The following is a 16,967-nucleotide window of genomic DNA, read 5'->3' on the forward strand; positions in this document are numbered from 1 at the left end:
AAGGGATTCGTCTAAAACTCTTCGGAATTCTTGGGCATGTTCGGGGCTTGGGCGACTTTGTGTTTTCGGCCCCGGATGTAGCGTTGAGTCATGCGGCTGTCTGTGTGGCCACCCAGCCTCTGTGCGTCTTTACCTTCACCATCGGCGTCTGTCAGGGACTTCGCGCGCAGGTCGTGGATCGTGACGTTGTCTATCTGCGCCTGCTCACGAGCGCGAACGAAGGCATCTTTCACTGTTGCGTATGATACCGGCCTGCCGCCGCCTCGGGTGCAGAACAGTGTAAGGCCACGAACCTTGCGCGGCAGTGCCTTGGCCCGATCGATGACGCCCTGGATGTCATGCGTCATCACCACGATCAGCTTGGCACCGGTTTTCTTCTGGGTGAACTCGATGCCTTCGGCAGACAAATCGGCCAGGCGGATCGAGAGGACGTCGCTGATCCTCTGCCCAGTGAGATAAGCCAGTTCGAAAATTACCCGCATGTACTCCGAGCAGTGGGCCATCAGGGCGTGGAACTCCGCATCGGTTATGTAGCGATCGCGCTTTTTCTCGGCGTGCCGGCGTATCCCCGTGCAGGGGTTGCTGTCGACCAGCTGCCATTCAAGGGCGTACTGGAACACCACGCGCAGGAACGAAAGGATCCGGTTGCACATGTTCGGCGTGCTGGCCAGGTTGGTTTTGATGGCGGCAACGTGCTTGGGTAGCACCTGGTGCGGCTCGAACTCGGCAAGCATCACTTTAAGGCGCTCTGCGGCGATGGAGTATTGATCGACGGTGCTTTTTGACAGCGCTTTGCAGTGATGCTCCATGACCTGGTCTATCAGGCGGGCCATGCCGCCTTCGGCTGGAGCCATCAGCAGTTTGGCGTAAGCCAGCAGCGCCGCTTGGTAGTCGGTGTCCAGGCGCGTCCATTTGCCTTTCTTCACAAGGTAGTACGCACCGTGCTTCTGGTACATGCAGGCCGGCAGGTGCCGATCCTTCTTTCGCGGCCGCATGGCTGCTCCTTCCTGTTAGCCCGTCAAGCGTAGACGAGGCTCCTTCTTTGGTTTCGTACCCTGCCCAGCGAGGCGCGATAATACGACCTCGCGCAGCACCTTGGGTACGCCATCTCCGCCGACGACATAACCGAACTGCTCGGCCTTCAGCCATTTGATTTGAGCTGAAGGCCTGCTGTATCCGGTGAGCTCGGCCACTTCCTCTTGCGATAGAAACATGGCTACCTCGATCCCGGCTGTGGCCGGTGAGTGGGGTTACTGTTCGATGCGTTTGAACTCGACGACCCAGACCCAGGGGTTGCTCTCCCAGTCGCCGCCGGTTGACTCCCACAGTTCTCTCCACTGCTTCCGCAGGTCGACCTCAGCGTCGTGCTCACGCAGGGTAGTGCTCAGGCCTTCTGCGATGATCTGTTCAGTGCTGATGTCCTGCAGGCGCTCTACGCGTACAGCAGTTATTTCCAGCAGGAGACGGCAGGCCCAGCGAGGCATATGAATGCTTGGCCTGAAACCGTAGGTCTGGAAAGGCTTGGCCTGGGCGCCCCTGGCGACCTCTACCGGAAAGCGTCGGTGAAATTCAGTCCATGAGTTGCGCTCGTTGGCCTTGTAGACCACCACGCAGTTGTCGGTAAATTTCTCGTGCAGCTGCCAGGCCTCGCGCACCCACAACCGTTCGCCCCGGCTGCCGTTTGGGTATGTCCCGAATTCTCCGAGCTCCATTGCGCAAGCCTCTTCCGTCTCGCCAAATACGCAGAATCCGTAGCGCGCATCTCGTTGGCCCACCGCACTCCAGCGATGGCGAGTTTCTCCTTGTGAGACGTCTTCCTTCGGGATCTGCAAGCCCTTAACTGGGCGCCGCGTCACCGTCTTCCGGCCTTCGAGAATGGCGCGCACCATTGCGCCGCTGAACAGGATCGGTCTTTCCCTGGTTACTGACATGTCGCTTCCTCGGCCTTGGCTGGCGCTTTGGGGTGGGTTGGTTTCGGGTGGAACTCGTCCGCGGCGATCAGGAACTTATGGTTTGTGAACACGGGGATGCCGAGCTGTTTGGCCCGCGCGACTTCGGCAAGGGTGCCGTTGCTGTTCTGCCAGCCTGGGACGAGCACGACGGCGGCGCACTTCTCCATGAGGAGCATTGTGCCGGCCAGCCAGTAATCGTCCGGGTAGTCCAGATCCTCTTCCATGTGGGCGGTGTTGAGGTGCGGGCACACGGGAAACCAGCCTTCGCGCGCTGCGTGCACGGCGATCTCCCGGGCGTTGGCGATGTTGCGGGCAATAGATGCCCGATCCGGCCCTCGGTAGGGGCCGGCGATGTAGATGAGTTTCATGGTGACCTCGGCGCCGGCTGGCGCGGATGGTTATCGAACGGGTGGCGTGACGGGCGTGCAGCGCAGGCAACTCGAGCTGTTGGTGGGGTTGCCGCAGGAGCGGCAGAGCGGGGCGGTCAAGTCTTCTGTTCCTTTCGCTTGCGGGCGGCTATGGCGATGCTTTTCGACATCTGAGCCAGGCCGCCAACAACATCGTCCGGGAGGATTGCTCCATTGCAGTGAGGGCATAGCGGGGCCATCGTGTGGCTTCGCCAGTATTCATCCATCTTCTTGGCTGCTCGGCTCCTGATCGCGAACTTCTCGGCCTCGGCCAGTTCTTTCGCCCGGCGGTTGATCCTGACCTGGGCAGCACTGAAGACGCCAACGACCTGCATGAATGCATCGAAAGGTTCAACCTCGCTCTCGCAGTCACTGCACCAGACGCGCCGTTCGGTGCCGTCGTAAACCAACTGTTTATGCCGGCACGAAGACAGCGGGCGCCGGGTCTTTCCCCGGGCGACGCGAAGGTCTTCGATAGTCACAACCTTGGGGCCATGCAGGTAATCTTGCGGTTGGATTGGCGCGTCGCTCATCGTGGCACCTCAACGATTTTGTTGGCGGCAACAGAATGGTCTGCATACTCTCCATGCTGGGCGCGCCGCCTACTGGCTTCTTGCGCATCAAATTGCGCCTTGGTGCTGCCGCAATAACCGAACGAACAGCCGTGCTCATGGCACTCGGTGCGGTTGCATACAGATCGGTACCCCGTGCCGCCGCACATGCTGCAATCTCCGGACGCATGCTGAGGGCATCGGTAGACTTCGCCGGTATTGCCGTAGCGCTGGGCGTTAAGTCCGCCTGTTCCAGCGTCTGGAACCACGGGAACAAATAACATGGTCATGCTGATTTCCTCTTTTCGATGGAGCAGCCGCGTGCCAGCTCCACAAGCCATTCAGCTAGCGCGGGTGGGGTGTGTTCGCGTTCGGCCTTGGTAATTGATGGCAAGCGCGGATAGCTTTTGGTCGGGCGCACGCAATGGGTCGGTCGCCCAGAGCGGCGTGGGATCTTGGGAATGGCTGCAGGCGGGCATCCTACGATGTAGAGCCATGTTGCCTTCTCTGCGCGATGTCCCCAGTGGAACTGCTCAACCTCCAGCGTCCAGCCTCCGTATTCATCAGGAAACTCACCTGGGTGTGGCATGCGGCAGTGATTAAAGAGTGTGCTTTCTGCTGGGTGCTCAAGTACCCCCCCTTGTTCTCGCACTTGCTGTACAGCCCAAACTCCTAAAGCCTTTTCATCTGGTCGGCCTTTGGCGAATTGTCGAAGCCTTCCCCACATTCGACAGGGCGGATGCGCTACAAGCGGCATGCCACCGTTAAAGCTTCGGGCATCCCGGTCGATGTCGTACACGTCACAGCCATTCAGGGTCTTATAGATGCTGTCCGCACGTGCGAACAGAACGGCAACGTCCATGCGATTCTCCGAGCAAGCGCCGCCCTCAATACTGGGATGGCGGCGCATTGGTTGATGTTTAATTCTTCGGATAGGTCTTGGTAAGCCAGCCATTGACGGCATGGCCGCGCTTAAGCACCAGGTTGGCGAGCGCCGCCCGATCCTTCTGGCTGTGGGTGGCCTGGGTGAGCAGGCCGAAGTAGCTGTTGGCGGTTTCGCGTAACTGTTCGGCTGGCGTTTGGGCGGTTCGCTTGAGCGCCTGCGCAACGGAGCGCTTACGGGTGATGCGGCGCCAGGGCTTGATGACGTGGCCGACGAAGTCCAGACCGCGGTCAACGGGCTGAAGGATGGTCTTCTTGGGATTCAGCTTCGCGCCCAGGGTGGGCAGGAAGATGTTGATCTGCTCGAGCCATTCGTTCAGTTGCTGGGGGGACTCGTGCAGCAGCACGAAGTCGTCGACGTAGCGGATGTAGTGCTTGACGCCGAGGTTGTGCTTGCAGAACTGGTCGAGCGCATCGAGGTAGACATTGGCGAAGAACTGCGACGACAGGTTGCCGATCGGCAAGCCTTTGCTTGCCGGTTGAACGGCCAGTCGCTTGTGCTGCGGCACCTTGTTGAAGAGGTGCGCCGGGCTTCGTGTTTCGTAGTTCTCGCGCGGGTCGTGCATCAGCACCTGGTGGGCGAGTGAGCGCCACCATGGTTCGGTGATGCGTGGCCGTAGCTGCTGCCAGAGCACTTGCTTGTCGATGGCTACGAAGAAGTTGGCCAGGTCGCACTTGAGGTACCAGCAGGGCTTTGACCAATTCTGGCTGGCGCTGCGCACTTTCGCTTCGAGCCTCCGGCCTGCGTACAGGGTGCCGCGCCCAGGGATGCATGCACAGCTGTCGGCGATGAAGCTGCTTTCGATCCTGGCGCCCACGTGGTTGTAGAGCAGGTGGTGCACGATGCGATCGCGGAACTCGGCGGCCCACACCTCGCGGTGCTTGGGCCGGGTGACCACGAAACAGATTGAGCGGCCTGGCCGGTAGTGGCCGGCGAGCAGGTCGCGGTGGAGTTGCATCAGGTTCCGTTCCAGGTGCTGCTCGAATGCCAGCGCGCTGGCGCTGTTGCGCTTGGAGCGCCGGCAATCGTAGTAAGCCTGTACCAGATCGCTGAAGGGGTAGGGAGCACCATTCGAATCTGCGGACGGGGCGGACGCGGAGCTCGTTGTTCTTGTCGTTGTTGTTCTGATTGCCATCATCGAAGTTCATGTTGAATGCGTTGTTGGCGGAGCGCTGCGACCAATCGTGCTATCTACGTCGCCAGACCGATTGCTCAGCCTGGTAACTGCGCGAGACCTACACGGACGCTTTAGACCGGCGGTATCCCTGCTGCGCATGGCGGTGGCCAACGGGCCAGCGGCACGACCAGATTCAAGTCGCACAGTCCTGAGGGCCGTAACCCTCAGGAAGCGGGCGCGGATGCTGTGCTGCGTTTCCAGGCGTTGGCCTGTTTGCCGATAGAGGCCGTCAGCTCGATGGCGGCCGCATGCTGCGGCACGCTGATGAAGCGCTTCTCCTTGAAGAGCCGGAGAAGGAATTCGATCACCTGCACACGCTCGACGAGCTCACCCAGGTGCAGGCGCTTCTCGCGGGCCGCGTTGGCCCGTGCGATCAGCACCATTACCTCGATGCACTCGTCTCGCACCTTGGCGCCAAGCCCTGCCTTCAAGTCACGCGGGATGCTGCGCGTGATATCCGTAGATAGGCTCAGCAGGTCAAAGGCCACTTTGTGGATGGGGAGATTGGTGTGCATTGCCATCGGCTTCTTCCTTGAGGCGCCGGCCGCAAGCGGCCGGAATTAAATAAGCGAATTAATCAATTAATACGCTGCGGACGGGGCGGACGCGGAGCTCGTAGTCCTTGCCGTAGTGGTACTGATAGCCACCAGCGAAGGTCATGACGAATGCGCTGTAGGCGGAGCGCTGCGAACTCGACCAGTAGGCTCGATCCTGAAAGGCATTAGGATCTCCCGCGCGGAACCCGTCATGCGCGGTCTGGGCCGGGTAGTCCTCGCTGTACATCAGGCCGACGGGGTCACTGTTGGGGTTGTCTCCGGATCGGTTGTATTCCCAGTTCGATTCCGTGGTCGGCTTTAAGTGGCGGTACTGCAGCTCCTGGGCATCACGTGCGGGGATAGCCCAGTCGCTGAACCCGCCGATTTCTAGACCAAGTACGCGTTGGGCAAGATCGCTTCCCGCTGCCGCCATTGCTTCGGTGTTGGCCCGGCTGTCGGTGAAGCTGTCGGCGCCATTGATCTTTACGCCGTACTCACCCCACTGCCCGGTCAGCTCGAACTCTGCTGGCGCCGTGATGACGGCAAAGCTCTTGCCGTCCTGCATCAGGATGCCCGTGAAGAATCCCCCCGCAAACGGCTGGCCGATCTGCAGTGGTGAATCGGCCGATTCTTTCTGAATATTGCTCATGTGCTGCTCCTTTCTGAAGGCAACAAAAAAGGCGCTGATGCGCCCTTGGGTCGAATGAATGAAGGATTAAATGAAGAATCTGCGGACGGGGCGGACGCGGAGCTCGTCGTCCTTGACGTAGTCGTACTGACGGCCAGCATCGAAGTACATGTAGAATGCGTAGTAGGCGGAGCGCTGCGAGCTAGACCAGTAGTAGCAGTCCTTCCTGAACAGATCGGCCACATGCAGCCAGCAGTGGTAGAGCTCGCCTGCTGCAGGCAGATAGAAGTCGGTGTGACCGTCAGCCTCATAGCTGGCCGCTTCGTTCGCTGCCTGGTGATCGCCGGATTCGACGAGCGCCAATGTGTTGGCCAGTCCATCGAGCTTGCTGGTAGCGGCTGACTCTTTGCCGCGCCCGCCCCATTCGTGGGCCCCTAAATCTTCGGCTGAGACGATCAGGTAATGGGCAGGCACACCATCACTCGCAGCTACGAGGCCAGCGTTGTGCCCGCCCTGGCCTGGCCAGTATTCGCCAAGCGCTGGAACCTGCTCGATATCAAGCGACGCGGTGGTCGGCGCCGGGAGCGAAACGCTGCCGGTATGGCCAAGCAGGGCCGCAATTACAGCCGTTGCAAGCAGTTGCGCGGGAACCTTGACGGTGTAGCCGTCCGGTGTCTTTACGGTTATCTGTTCACGCTTCATGGATATGCCTCTCGGTGGATTAGGATGCAGGCGGCTGGCGCTTCCCAGCACGCATCTGGCCTGGTCATTCCTGGCCCCGGATTCGCCTGCAGGTGATCAGTGGTTTTAGTGGTCTGGATCGTCGCCAGTATTGCGCCGAAGTTCGCGGCGGCTTTCTTCTTCGAAGCGGCGCGCCACCTTTTCCGATATCCGAATTTCGTGGCGCGGTGGCTTTAGGAATGTATCGGCGCCTTCGGGGCCGAGTGCGTGCAGGTTGATGATTATGTGCTGCATGGCCTCGGTGCTCGACTTCAAGCCGCCCCAGCGCATCAGGTCCGCCATCATGGCCAGGGTTCCGGGCCGTACGCGGTGCCGCAGCTCTTCCTCGCCGGCAGCCTTCTTCTTGGCCTCCGACTTTGCCGTGCGCTCTGCTTGGGATCTGGCCATTACGCCTCCAGGTCTATCTGCGGACCGCGTTGGACGCTGTGCTTCTTCATCAGTCGCATGACTGATTTGGGGTCGATATCGGTGGCGGCTGCCATTTCCCGTATCTTGGCGCCGGTGAGAGCCATCGCCTTTATGACTTCGAGTCGCGCCTTGGCTTCGGCATGCCGGGTAGCGTTGCGGGCGATCATCTTGGCGTCGACCTGGCGAATGGCCGGACTCTGCTTCGAGGCAGCCACCTGCTTGGGCTTCTCGGGGTTGGCGATGACGAAGGGAATTCTTTTATCAGTGCCGCAGATGATGGGCAGGGTTTGCACGGGGCCGTGCTCGGCTTCGTAGGCGGCCATGAGGCTGGCCAGTTCGCTGCGCGTTGGGTTGCGCAGCTGTATTCCGGATTGATCGATCATGGTGGCTACACCTGTTATGCGGTTCCGTTTTCCAGCGCCTGCTGGAGCCAGCGTGCTTCACGGACGGTTTCACGAAAGCCGAGCACCTTGCCGGTGTCGGCATCCAGGATGCGCACCATTGCATTGCCGGTGATCTCCAGGCGGGTGGCGCGCGGTTTGATGGCAATGCGCTGTTGGGCCTGCTGACGCACTTGAGCGCTGCGCTGCAGGAGGGCTGGCAGTGCTGCCATGGTTTGGCGGGCGAGGGCGAGTGCGTTCATGTTGTGCTCCGTGCTGTGCTGTTTGCGGCGGTGTGCAGGGCAATGGCGGCGCAGAGAATGCGTGCTTCGTGCATGGCGTCGTCGAGTGCGTGGTGCTTCTCCCCGACAAAAGGGGTGTTGGCCTTTGCCTCGGGATACAGATCAACGATCGTGCGCAGGTCGCGATCATTCCAGTACGGCCAGGGGCGCTCTATGTGGGATCGCCTGAAAGCCGTTGTGATGATCACGTTGTCGAAGGTGGCGCCGTTGCCCCAGACGAATGGCCGCCCGTGCGTAGCCGTAGGCCTGTCGATAAACTCGGCCAATTCCAGCAAGGCCTCGTTGATCGGCAGGCGATTGTGGTGGTCGTAAATCTCTGCCCGCGCCGCATCGCTCTGCTGTAGCCAGAAGTCGAAGGTCGAGGCATCTGTCTCGCCACCCCAGGAGATGGAGCTTTCGGTATCCACTCGCCTGTAAAAACCGGTGCTGATGGCGCCGCTCTCGATGCGCACGCAGGCGATGGCTGCAATTGCAGCGCCCGGCGTCTTGCCCAGGGTTTCGAGGTCGAGGACGTAGTGCGTGGCCTTGATCAGCGGGTGTTGTGCCTGGTTGGCCAGGGCCAGCGTTGCGAGCTGTTGGTTCATTCCGGTTCCTTGCCTGTAGGTCAGGCGGCCATTGGCATCTCTTCGACCTTCCGAGCGATGCGCACCTGTGAATAGGTGCGCGGCTCGTTGGGGCGGCGAACGATTGGGGTTTGAGGGAGGTGCCCGGTACCGAGCATCAGGGCCAAGGCCAGAGGGGCGATGATGCCGCGGCGCATGGCCTCGACGACCAGGCCGCGCACGCTGCGCTGCATGCCGAGCTTGAAGCGCGCTTCGGTCAGGCGCTTGCCGACGGCGTCTTCGCTGATGCCCATGTGGCGGGCGATCTGCTTCTGCGTTTTGTCTTGCGCGGAGTACAGGATGGCCAGCAGCTGGCGCTCCGGCACGCCCTTGTCGCGGCGGCCCTGCCAGCCTTCAATGGTGATGGTGTTTTCCATGGATCTTCCTTGGGTAACCGCATTGGTCAGACGCCAGGCGCGGGTGACCAAACCCAGCGTGAATGGCTGGCCTGGCGTCTGCCGATGCGGTTTGGTGACCAACTGCCCTCTGGCGAGGGCAGCAAGAGCAATGAATGAATTACTGAATGAATCTGCGGACGGGGCGGACGCGGAGCGCGCAGGACTTGCCGGTGCTGTACTGATCGCCATCATCGAAGCCCAAGTGGAATGCGACGTTGGCGGAGCGCTGCGAGCTGCTCCAGACCCATCCGCTCAGCTTGCCGTTGAGATTCAGCCACACCTCGTAGAGCTCGGCCGCGGACGGCAGGTAGAAGTCGCCATGGCCTTCGGCGACGTAGTTGCTTGCTGCCTTTGCTGCTGGGTATTGAGCACCCGCTGCAACCAGTGCCTGGGTATTGGCCAGCCCATCGGTGAGGCTGGTGGCCTCGGTCAGGTCGTCGTACGGGCCCCACTCGAAGCGTCCGGGCAGTTCATCACCGAGTATAAGGTGGTAGCCCTCGGCGCCGTTGCGAGCCGGGATGAAGCCGGCGTAGATGCCGCCCTGGCCGGGGAATGGTTGGCCGATGGCGGGGAGTTGGATGGGTTGTTTGGTGGTCATGGCGTGTTCCTTGTCGGGTGATTTCCCGTCTGGCCCTCGGTGGAAGGCCAGCCAGTGAAATCTGTTCTCTCCGCATCGCGACCAGGTCATTCACTCGGTTCGGTCAGCACCTCGTTTGCAGCTCGGCCCCTCAGTTGGCTTCGCTGCAGTACGCCGGTCGCTGGTGCGCGCTGCGGTTTGTTACTCACCTGACTTTCTGTCGCCCCACAGGTGATGGCCGGGGCTGCCTCGCCGGTTTCCCGGCTAGCTGTTCATGGCGCTGGTTGTTAAAGAGCGGTGCCTTGCGGCGGCGGCGCTTTGTTCTGCGCCGCGATGGGATAAATATGCAATAACGCATAAATACCTGTCAATGCATAAGTGCATAAATATTTTCGACTGCGCAAACAAAAGCCCGCACATGGCGGGCTTGGGCAGGGCATCAGGCAGAAACGAAAAGCCCGGCGCTTGGCCGGGCTGATTTGAATCTGCTGGCGCTACTCGATATCGATGATCTCGATGAGGCGCAGAATGGTATAGAGCGCAATCTTGTCGTCGTGGGCGGTATGAACCCTCACGTCGACCACGTAGGCTTTGCGGTAAATGAACTCTTCATCAAGCACCATGCGCTGCTTGATTGACTCATCAGCAAATGAAACGCTCACTGCTCGATCTGAAATTTCATCGATCTTGCCCTTATCGCCAGCCTTGGTGCTGACCTTGCTACTGGTGCTCGCCCAGTAGAATAGAACGCCTTCGCGGTCTTTCATCTCAGTGGACTTTCGCGTGTCGGCAAGACGCTTCCTGGCGAATCCAAGAACCTCCTGAGCCTGGGTCTCCGCGAGGGTCACGTTGACGGTGACATCTCCGTTTACGGTGATTGTTCCAATGTTCATCTGCGCTCCTTGATCGTGCACCGTTGGGCGAACGATGTTGGAGATATTCTTGAGTGTCTTTCGCTCATCTGCAAGCTTGGGGCGCTCGGCTTCGCCCCTAGCCCAGTCAAACAGGGACTTCAGGTAAGTGGCGTAATCCGTGATTGACATCATGGTGTCGAGAAGCGGGAGAGTCCCGGCTATCGCGGGCGCGAGGATCGTGATTATGCTTCCGTCTCGTACTGACCCTACTATCAGGCGGCAGGCCTCCTGCTCTGTGGCGGAGACGTGCAGGGCCATGAACTGGACGTACTCGTCCTCCAGGGCGATCATGGCCTGCGCGTAAGTTGTCGCGTCTACCGGCTTTCGATTCTTGATCTCATAGCGAAGCCTTTGAAGATCACCGACTGACTCGACTGTCATCCTTGAAACCCCTTTCCGTATAGTCCGTCACCACAACACCGACGACCAGAACACCTTGCCGATGACGCTGATATTCTTCTCGGCCAGGTCGGCGCGGCTGTATTCCTCGTCCGGGTGCTCTTCGCGGTTGAAGCTGCGCACGCGCAGGCCACCGCCTGGCAGGCGGTAAAGCGTCTTCACGCGCAGCTCGCCATCATGGTCGATCGCGTACGTCTTGCCGTCGGTGACGCTGGTGCAGCCGCGATCCACGCCGACCGTGCTGCCATGAGGGAGCACGGGCTCCATGCTGTTGCCGGCCACGGACACACACACGGCATTTTCTGGCTGTACGCCTTGGTTGCGCAGGGTGATCTTGCCGAAGCGCAGCTTGCGCCGAGACGACTGCTGCACTGATGTGCGTCCGCTCCCTGCGGACAACTCCACTTCCTTGAGGAACGGCACATAGACCTCGTCATCTTCCAGCGGGGTGTCGTCATCCCAGACGTCCATCGGGCCGAGCATCACGGCGTTGGCTTCGGGCTTGTGCTGCGGATCCCCCGCGCTATCTGGTGATATCCCGCCCAAATCAGTGAGGGGCTGATAACCCCTTAATTGATCCGTGGTCACCCCAAGGTAGTCAGCCAAGGGCTTAACGGTGTCGTCTTTAGGGCTTTTGATCTTCTTGGCGAGAATGCGCTGGACAGTCGATTGCACGACTCCGGCGCCGCGCGCCGCTTCCGTTGGAGTGATTCCCTTGGCAGCAAGAAGCTCGGAGAGGATTTGATGAATAGTTCTTTTATGCATGGATGCAATGGTGCCACTCGGTAATGCATACGGGAATCCGCTGTTGCGTTGACGAATATGCGAAAATGCATAGAATGAGCATAATCGACCAAGAGGACTCTTCATGAGCACGCAGACATTGAAGGAAAAGGTCGTCGATCTTCTTGGCGTCGCCACTTACAAGGTGATTGCTCAGCGCGCTGGATGCGACACGTCGACGATTTTCAGGATTCGCAACGGGGACATCGCCAACCCGAGCTATTCGGTGGGTAAGGCGATTGACGAAATGCACCAGGAGCATGCGAAGGCCAAGCGCCGGAAGCCAGCCGCCTGACCACGCTGCACATCCTACCTAGGCGCCGGCCGATTCGGCAGGAGGGTGAGGGGGATGGTTTTTTATCCAGTGCCTGAATCGCAGGCAATAAAAAGCCCGGTGGCTAGACCGGGCTCCATGTAGCAGTACAACAAGAGGCTCGGATTATGAGCAAACCCCTTTCAACTGGCAATACCGAGCGTGGCGCGCCACGTTTTGGTGTGCTGCCAATCGTGGCGCGTGGTGATAGCCATGGCTGGTGATTGGATCAAGATGCGTACGGATCTGCTGACCAGCCCGAAGGTTGTACGCATGGCGTCCGCTTTGAATGCGGACAGGTTTCGGATCGTCGGCGGATTGCTGTCCGTTTGGAGTCTGTTTGATGCGCATTCTGCGGACGGTTCTCTCGAAGGTTACTCGCTCAGCTCTCTTGATGATCTGGCGGCATGGCCGGGGTTTTCCGCGGCCATGGTGTCAGTCGGCTGGCTGCTCGAACAGGGCGCAAGCCTAGACCTGCCGCGCTTTGAGGCCCACAACGGTGCCTCTGCAAAGCGCCGCGCGCAGGACGCTGACAGGAAGAGGGAAGTCCGTAATGCGTCCGCTTCTGATGCGGACGGAAAGCGGACTAGAGAAGAGAAGAGAAGAGATAAAGAACAACAACAGGCCGGCAACCCTGTTGCTGCAATCGAGGCTCGCCAACGCTTCGAGATGTTCGAGGGTTGGGCGCCGGATGAGGTGAGCCTGGCCACGCACCTGAAGCTGATCGGCATCACTGCCGACCAGGTGACGCCTGAGGCGATCAAGGAATTCGTTTCGTACTGGATGACTCGCGACACGATGAACAACCAGGCGGCTTGGTGCCGTGAGCTGGTGGCGTCGATCAAGCGCAGTGGCGTCCGCGCTGCTGCTGCTCCATCTGCCCGGGCCGGGCGAACTAGCCAGCATACCGAGCTGGCCAACCAAGACCCACATGCCGGACTGGAGGCCAAATCAGATGGCTCGTACAGGCTCTGAATCCCTAGGCGCGAGTTTGGCGCGCCTGAAGCAATCAGCGGGTATCACGGGAACCGCCACGGCCAAATGCCCTGAGCACGGTGATTACATCGCCAGCGTGCTGCGTGATGACGTGCTCTCGGGGTGCCCTGAGTGTTCGCGCATCGAGCAGGCGCAGGTTGAGCTGCTCGAGCGTGCCGAGCAGCAGCGGTTGGCGGTGGCTGCGCGCCTCGAACGGCAGCTTGGTCAGGCGCTGATTCCGCTGCGGTTCAAGGACAAGACCTTCGAGAACTATCGGGCCACCTCTGAGCGGCAGCAGGTAGCGTTGCAGCTGTGCATGGATTACGCGAACAACTTCCCGGACAACGCCGCGGCCGGGCGCTGCCTGATGCTGCTGGGCCACGTGGGCAATGGCAAGACGCACCTGGCGGTGTCCGTGGGCTCTGTGGTGGTTGAGCACCACCGACGCAACGTGATGTACACGACCGTTTCGAGGGTGTGCCAGCAGGTTAAGGCGAGTTACGGCAAGGAGGCGGCGCAGAGCGAGCGCGAGGCGCTGGAGGTGTTCCGTACGCCTGACCTGCTGATTCTCGACGAGGTGGGCGCGAGCTATGGGACGGACTTCGAGCGGATGGTGATGTTCGAGGTGATCAACGCCCGGTACGAGGAGATGAAGCCGACGATCGTGATTTCGAACCTGTTCGCCCAGGCCCTGGCCGGGGCACTTGGCGACCGCACGGTGGATCGGCTGCGCGAGGGCGACGGCGTGGTGGTGGTTTTCGACTGGCAGAGCGCCCGGCGGGGTGAGGCATGAACTGCCTGACCGAAGCCCAGCGCATCACCGCCAGCCTGCTGGAGCGGGACGGCTTCGCCTTCGACGGCCGTAGCCGCTCGGTTATCCGGATGAAGCGCGGGAATGACTGCCGATTGGTGCAACTGGATGGTGTGCAGAAGCGCGCACTTGGGGCGAAACGATGAAGAAGAACTGGACCGTGATTGCCGGTGGGTGTCGCTTCCTGATGGGCGGCCCAGTCGAGCTGTCCAGGGAAGAGGCTCTGCGTGAGGCGCGTTTGATTTGGGCTGATGGAGAGGTGGTTTGATGGCTGATCGTCTGCGGGTTCGTATGGACCCTGACAATCCTGCGGTGTGCCGTACGCCGGACGGTTACCTGATCTTCCGCACGATGTGGCGATTCGGGCAGGTCGCCGTTATCCGCCCGGGAGGCAGCATGCCGATTTGCTGGACCAGCACCTTTGATGACGTGGTGAGGGCGATCGAGGCGGATCGTGCCGCCAAGGCGGTGCGCTGATGGCCAAGAAGCCAGGATTCCGCACCGTGGGCGATGTGGTCGAGTGGTGGCTGTCGAGGATCGAGGGCGATCGCACTCGCAGCGAGAAGTACCGCTCGAGCATGGGCTGCCTGATGCGCAAACACGTCTTGCCCCGCGTGGGGAAAGTTGCATTGCGCAAGGTGGATCGGGTGACCCTGGATGATCAGTTGGTGTTCCCAATGCACCAAGAGCTGGCGCCGCGCACGGTGCAGAAGGCGCTGCAGGGGCTTCGCCAGGCGTTCGCCATGGCCGAGACGCAGAGGCGCATGGACAGCAACCCGCTGGCAGGCACGACCTTCCGTGATTTCTACAAGGGCAAGCTGCGGCCGAAACCGGCGGCGCTGTCGCGGGTCGACCTGGCCGATCTGGTGCAGCACCTGGTGGCAGTGTTCAGCGCGGACCCGGCCAAGGGCATGTTGCCGCTGATGATGCTGGCCCACGGCACGCGTATCGCCGAGACGCTGGCGGCGCGCTGGGGCCATATGTCTCTGGATGAGCGGGTGTGGGTGATCCCGGAGGCGAACACGAAGAGCCGCCGCGAGCATGTGCTGCCGCTGACCACCCAGGTGCTTGGTCTACTGCGCCGGTACCGCGCCGCACTGCCGGATGCTCGTTTGAAGACGGCCTGGCTGTTCCCGGTGCGTGGCGGTGCCGGTATGGCGCTGACCAGTGGCCATGCGCTGATGCGTGAGGTGAGCGGCCGGCATTGGACGAGCCATGACCTGCGCAAGCTGATGCGCTCCAGCCTGGCGGACATCGGCGTCGATCACATGGTGGGCGAACTGCTGATCAACCATGCCCTGGGCGTGACCACCGAAACCTACCTGACACGCGACGCGATGGAGCGCCGGCGCGAGGCCTTGGAGCGCTGGCATGCACGCCTCGATGAGTGCGGTTTCGCCGATGCGCACGGCCAAATAGTGGCTGTTCCTGCACTTCTTAAAAATGACTGCAAGCCAGAAGCGGCGGGCGATAGCGCCGTTTCCGGTATTTCTACGTGGGGAGGGTGAAAAATGCTGGGATACACGACGAAACGAGAGGCCATCAAGCTGGGGTGCACCCATTACGGCAGCTACTACGGCATCCCGGTCTGGATGGGTGATGTCGATTCGGAGGCGCCTCTGGTCTTCGCCAAGTGGGCGCCGCTCGACTTCCTGATCTTCCCGTTCTCGATCATCGAGGGGCTGCTACATCCCCTGGTGCACGGTCGCGATAGCCAACCGATGTTCATGTTCAAAGTTCTGGGCGAGATCAAGCCGTGACTGCCGTCATGCATCAGCACCAGCGCTGCGAGATATGCCATGGCTCCGGCGTTTACCGAGGCATCTACCACCTGAACGGCTGCGTGGCCTGCAACGGAGCGGGCGTGGTGCTGGCGTCTGGCGAGGCCATGAGCCAAGAAGAGGCGATCGCCTACCTGCGCAAGGAGCTGACCGCCGCCGAGCGCCGCGCACCACGCCCGGTCCGCAAGACCATCGCCGGCGATGCCGAGCAGTACCAGCAAGCCAACAAACGCGGCCCTGGTGGCTCGCATTACGCGGGAGATTGACCATGGCTGAAGCGATCAAGAGCTGGAGGCTGCCGAAGCTGAGCGCGCGGCGCCCGTCGGTGGACTACGAAGGAATGGAGCAGGCCGCGCTGTTCAACTGGCTGCGCGTGCGCCACCCAGCAGCCGCCGCGCTGGCATACCACGTGCCGAACGGCGGGCATCGGGTTAAGGCGGTTGCTGCCAAGCTGAAGGCCCAGGGGGTTAAGGCGGGCGTGAGCGACATCGTGTTGCCGATGGCTCGCGGCGGGTTCTTCGGCCTGTACATCGAGTTCAAGGCCTCGGCGCCGCACAGCGCCGTGGTCAGCCAGTCGCAGCGGGACTTCCTGCACGACGTGGCGCAGCAAGGCTACAAGGCGGTGGTGTGCCGCGGGCTGGACGAAGCAATCAAGGTGATCGACGCGTATCTGGCGAGCGCGCCGACGGTAGTGGTTAACGGGGGAGTAGGGCGATGATCTATCCAAGCGTGCAGAGTGCAGTGGTATCGGCCCTGGCGGCCGAGTGCATCGACAACACGAGTAAGCAGGCCTGGCAGAAGCTGATCGACCTGGACACCATGCGTGCGGGGTCGGGTGTTTCCGGTTCGGATCGCATGCAGGCCGATTGCTGGGTGTTCGCCCGGCTGCACAGCCAGCTGATCCCTAGGCACTGGAACGCGCTGGTGGCGAAGTACAGCACGCACAAGGGGCGGAAGGTGCAGGCGATCAGCGCCTTGGTGCCGGTGGTGGCGTCTCCTTCAAAGCAGCTGTTCAAGGCCAAGGCGGTGACAGTGTGGGCTATCCCGAAGTTGCGAGGCGTGGAGGGCAAGCGCTCTGCCAACATAATCGTGTTGCCGGCCGAGTTCTACGATATGAATACGTGGGACCTCGACGGCCGCCCGGAGTCGACCCGTCGCGAGTGGCGGCGCAACATCCACAAGGTGCTGGAGGAGATGGTTGGCGAGGCACTTAAGGCTGCCGAGCAGATCCTGCTGGCCGAGGGTGTTCTGCACCAGCAGGCCGCGTAAATACCTGTTGACACAACGCCAGCGCTCCATCACTATTTTTCACATCCTGCCGATCTTACGTATGAAGGATCGTCGCACAGAAGCCCCGCCAATGAGCGGGGCTTTTTCGTTTCTGCACCC

Annotated in this window: 30 protein-coding genes; 11 read left to right on the forward strand and 19 right to left on the reverse strand. The window is 61.0% G+C overall.

Annotation, left to right across the window (positions count from 1 at the left end; genetic code table 11):
• Positions 1–11: 11 nt before the first annotated feature.
• The 16 genes from ACT9T4_RS01285 to ACT9T4_RS01360 form a co-directional block, all read right to left on the reverse strand.
• Positions 12–995, reverse strand: a complete 984-nt coding sequence (locus ACT9T4_RS01285) for a tyrosine-type recombinase/integrase (protein WP_499115082.1) — start codon at positions 993–995, stop codon at positions 12–14.
• Between the two features lie 15 nt (positions 996–1,010).
• Positions 1,011–1,214: a DUF4224 domain-containing protein gene (locus ACT9T4_RS01290; RefSeq protein ID WP_499115083.1), complete on the reverse strand. Its 204-nt coding sequence runs from the start codon at positions 1,212–1,214 to the stop codon at positions 1,011–1,013.
• A 36-nt stretch (positions 1,215–1,250) separates the two neighbouring features.
• On the reverse strand, positions 1,251–1,931 hold the full coding sequence (locus ACT9T4_RS01295) for a hypothetical protein (RefSeq protein ID WP_499115084.1): 681 nt from the start codon (positions 1,929–1,931) through the stop codon (positions 1,251–1,253).
• Complete coding sequence (locus ACT9T4_RS01300; protein WP_499115085.1) at positions 1,922–2,320, reverse strand: DUF1937 family protein; 399 nt, start codon at positions 2,318–2,320, stop codon at positions 1,922–1,924. Before ACT9T4_RS01300 ends, ACT9T4_RS01295 begins: the two co-directional genes overlap by 10 nt.
• Positions 2,321–2,436: 116 nt before the next feature.
• On the reverse strand, positions 2,437–2,892 hold the full coding sequence (locus ACT9T4_RS01305) for a hypothetical protein (RefSeq protein WP_499115086.1): 456 nt from the start codon (positions 2,890–2,892) through the stop codon (positions 2,437–2,439).
• The gene (locus ACT9T4_RS01310; protein ID WP_499115088.1) at positions 2,889–3,200 is read right to left on the reverse strand and encodes a hypothetical protein; all 312 of its coding nucleotides are present in this window, start codon (positions 3,198–3,200) and stop codon (positions 2,889–2,891) included. The genes ACT9T4_RS01305 and ACT9T4_RS01310 overlap by 4 nt, the downstream gene beginning before the upstream one ends.
• Complete coding sequence (locus tag ACT9T4_RS01315) at positions 3,197–3,772, reverse strand: hypothetical protein (protein ID WP_499115089.1); 576 nt, start codon at positions 3,770–3,772, stop codon at positions 3,197–3,199. Before ACT9T4_RS01315 ends, ACT9T4_RS01310 begins: the two co-directional genes overlap by 4 nt.
• Positions 3,773–3,830: 58 nt before the next feature.
• Complete coding sequence (locus ACT9T4_RS01320) at positions 3,831–4,991, reverse strand: RNA-directed DNA polymerase (protein WP_499115091.1); 1,161 nt, start codon at positions 4,989–4,991, stop codon at positions 3,831–3,833.
• Between the two features lie 203 nt (positions 4,992–5,194).
• Positions 5,195–5,551 (reverse strand): four helix bundle protein, encoded by a 357-nt coding sequence (locus ACT9T4_RS01325; RefSeq protein ID WP_499115093.1) that lies wholly within the window; start codon positions 5,549–5,551, stop codon positions 5,195–5,197.
• A 52-nt stretch (positions 5,552–5,603) separates the two neighbouring features.
• The gene (locus ACT9T4_RS01330) at positions 5,604–6,215 is read right to left on the reverse strand and encodes an Lcl C-terminal domain-containing protein (RefSeq protein WP_499115095.1); all 612 of its coding nucleotides are present in this window, start codon (positions 6,213–6,215) and stop codon (positions 5,604–5,606) included.
• Positions 6,216–6,281: 66 nt separating this feature from the next.
• Positions 6,282–6,896, reverse strand: coding sequence for an Lcl C-terminal domain-containing protein (locus ACT9T4_RS01335; protein WP_499115097.1), 615 nt, complete (start codon positions 6,894–6,896; stop codon positions 6,282–6,284).
• A 105-nt stretch (positions 6,897–7,001) separates the two neighbouring features.
• Positions 7,002–7,322, reverse strand: coding sequence for a hypothetical protein (locus ACT9T4_RS01340; protein WP_499115099.1), 321 nt, complete (start codon positions 7,320–7,322; stop codon positions 7,002–7,004).
• Entirely contained in the window at positions 7,322–7,726 is a 405-nt protein-coding gene (locus ACT9T4_RS01345; RefSeq protein WP_499115100.1) for a hypothetical protein, read from the reverse strand. The genes ACT9T4_RS01340 and ACT9T4_RS01345 overlap by 1 nt, the downstream gene beginning before the upstream one ends.
• Before the next feature lie 14 nt (positions 7,727–7,740).
• Complete coding sequence (locus tag ACT9T4_RS01350) at positions 7,741–7,986, reverse strand: hypothetical protein (RefSeq protein WP_499115102.1); 246 nt, start codon at positions 7,984–7,986, stop codon at positions 7,741–7,743.
• Entirely contained in the window at positions 7,983–8,609 is a 627-nt protein-coding gene (locus ACT9T4_RS01355) for a 3'-5' exonuclease (protein ID WP_499115104.1), read from the reverse strand. Before ACT9T4_RS01355 ends, ACT9T4_RS01350 begins: the two co-directional genes overlap by 4 nt.
• Positions 8,610–8,629: 20 nt before the next feature.
• Positions 8,630–9,004 (reverse strand): sigma factor-like helix-turn-helix DNA-binding protein, encoded by a 375-nt coding sequence (locus ACT9T4_RS01360; protein WP_499115106.1) that lies wholly within the window; start codon positions 9,002–9,004, stop codon positions 8,630–8,632.
• 9 nt (positions 9,005–9,013) lie between these two features.
• Here ACT9T4_RS01360 and ACT9T4_RS01365 point away from each other — a divergent pair, with 9 nt between their 5' ends.
• A complete protein-coding gene (locus ACT9T4_RS01365; protein WP_499115108.1) occupies positions 9,014–9,142 on the forward strand; it encodes a hypothetical protein in 129 nt (42 codons plus the stop codon).
• A gap of 1 nt (position 9,143) precedes the next feature.
• Here ACT9T4_RS01365 and ACT9T4_RS01370 read toward each other — a convergent pair whose 3' ends face one another.
• From ACT9T4_RS01370 to ACT9T4_RS01380, 3 genes are all read right to left on the reverse strand, one after another.
• The gene (locus ACT9T4_RS01370) at positions 9,144–9,623 is read right to left on the reverse strand and encodes an Lcl C-terminal domain-containing protein (RefSeq protein WP_499115110.1); all 480 of its coding nucleotides are present in this window, start codon (positions 9,621–9,623) and stop codon (positions 9,144–9,146) included.
• Positions 9,624–10,096: 473 nt separating this feature from the next.
• Positions 10,097–10,897 carry a hypothetical protein gene (locus ACT9T4_RS01375; protein ID WP_499115111.1) on the reverse strand — a complete coding sequence of 267 codons (801 nt, stop codon included), beginning with the start codon at positions 10,895–10,897 and terminating at the stop codon, positions 10,097–10,099.
• Between the two features lie 27 nt (positions 10,898–10,924).
• Entirely contained in the window at positions 10,925–11,680 is a 756-nt protein-coding gene (locus tag ACT9T4_RS01380) for a LexA family transcriptional regulator (RefSeq protein WP_499115113.1), read from the reverse strand.
• 103 nt (positions 11,681–11,783) lie between these two features.
• Here ACT9T4_RS01380 and ACT9T4_RS01385 point away from each other — a divergent pair, with 103 nt between their 5' ends.
• The 10 genes from ACT9T4_RS01385 (at position 11,784) to ACT9T4_RS01430 (ending at position 16,847) form a co-directional block, all read left to right on the forward strand.
• On the forward strand, positions 11,784–11,993 hold the full coding sequence (locus tag ACT9T4_RS01385) for a hypothetical protein (RefSeq protein ID WP_499115114.1): 210 nt from the start codon (positions 11,784–11,786) through the stop codon (positions 11,991–11,993).
• Positions 11,994–12,224: 231 nt separating this feature from the next.
• On the forward strand, positions 12,225–12,986 hold the full coding sequence (locus ACT9T4_RS01390) for a DnaT-like ssDNA-binding domain-containing protein (RefSeq protein ID WP_499115116.1): 762 nt from the start codon (positions 12,225–12,227) through the stop codon (positions 12,984–12,986).
• 16 nt (positions 12,987–13,002) lie between these two features.
• Entirely contained in the window at positions 13,003–13,779 is a 777-nt protein-coding gene (locus ACT9T4_RS01395) for an ATP-binding protein (protein ID WP_499115118.1), read from the forward strand.
• On the forward strand, positions 13,776–13,943 hold the full coding sequence (locus ACT9T4_RS01400; protein WP_499115119.1) for a hypothetical protein: 168 nt from the start codon (positions 13,776–13,778) through the stop codon (positions 13,941–13,943). Before ACT9T4_RS01395 ends, ACT9T4_RS01400 begins: the two co-directional genes overlap by 4 nt.
• Before the next feature lie 121 nt (positions 13,944–14,064).
• Positions 14,065–14,274 (forward strand): hypothetical protein, encoded by a 210-nt coding sequence (locus tag ACT9T4_RS01405; RefSeq protein WP_499115121.1) that lies wholly within the window; start codon positions 14,065–14,067, stop codon positions 14,272–14,274.
• Complete coding sequence (locus tag ACT9T4_RS01410) at positions 14,274–15,305, forward strand: tyrosine-type recombinase/integrase (RefSeq protein WP_499115123.1); 1,032 nt, start codon at positions 14,274–14,276, stop codon at positions 15,303–15,305. Before ACT9T4_RS01405 ends, ACT9T4_RS01410 begins: the two co-directional genes overlap by 1 nt.
• Positions 15,306–15,308: 3 nt before the next feature.
• Positions 15,309–15,557, forward strand: coding sequence for a hypothetical protein (locus ACT9T4_RS01415; protein ID WP_499115125.1), 249 nt, complete (start codon positions 15,309–15,311; stop codon positions 15,555–15,557).
• On the forward strand, positions 15,554–15,844 hold the full coding sequence (locus ACT9T4_RS01420) for a hypothetical protein (protein WP_499115127.1): 291 nt from the start codon (positions 15,554–15,556) through the stop codon (positions 15,842–15,844). Before ACT9T4_RS01415 ends, ACT9T4_RS01420 begins: the two co-directional genes overlap by 4 nt.
• Positions 15,845–15,846: 2 nt before the next feature.
• The gene (locus ACT9T4_RS01425) at positions 15,847–16,296 is read left to right on the forward strand and encodes a VRR-NUC domain-containing protein (protein WP_499115129.1); all 450 of its coding nucleotides are present in this window, start codon (positions 15,847–15,849) and stop codon (positions 16,294–16,296) included.
• Entirely contained in the window at positions 16,293–16,847 is a 555-nt protein-coding gene (locus ACT9T4_RS01430; protein ID WP_499115131.1) for a hypothetical protein, read from the forward strand. Before ACT9T4_RS01425 ends, ACT9T4_RS01430 begins: the two co-directional genes overlap by 4 nt.
• Positions 16,848–16,967: the final 120 nt, after the last annotated feature.

Source organism: Pseudomonas sp. SZ40, from assembly GCF_052958135.1.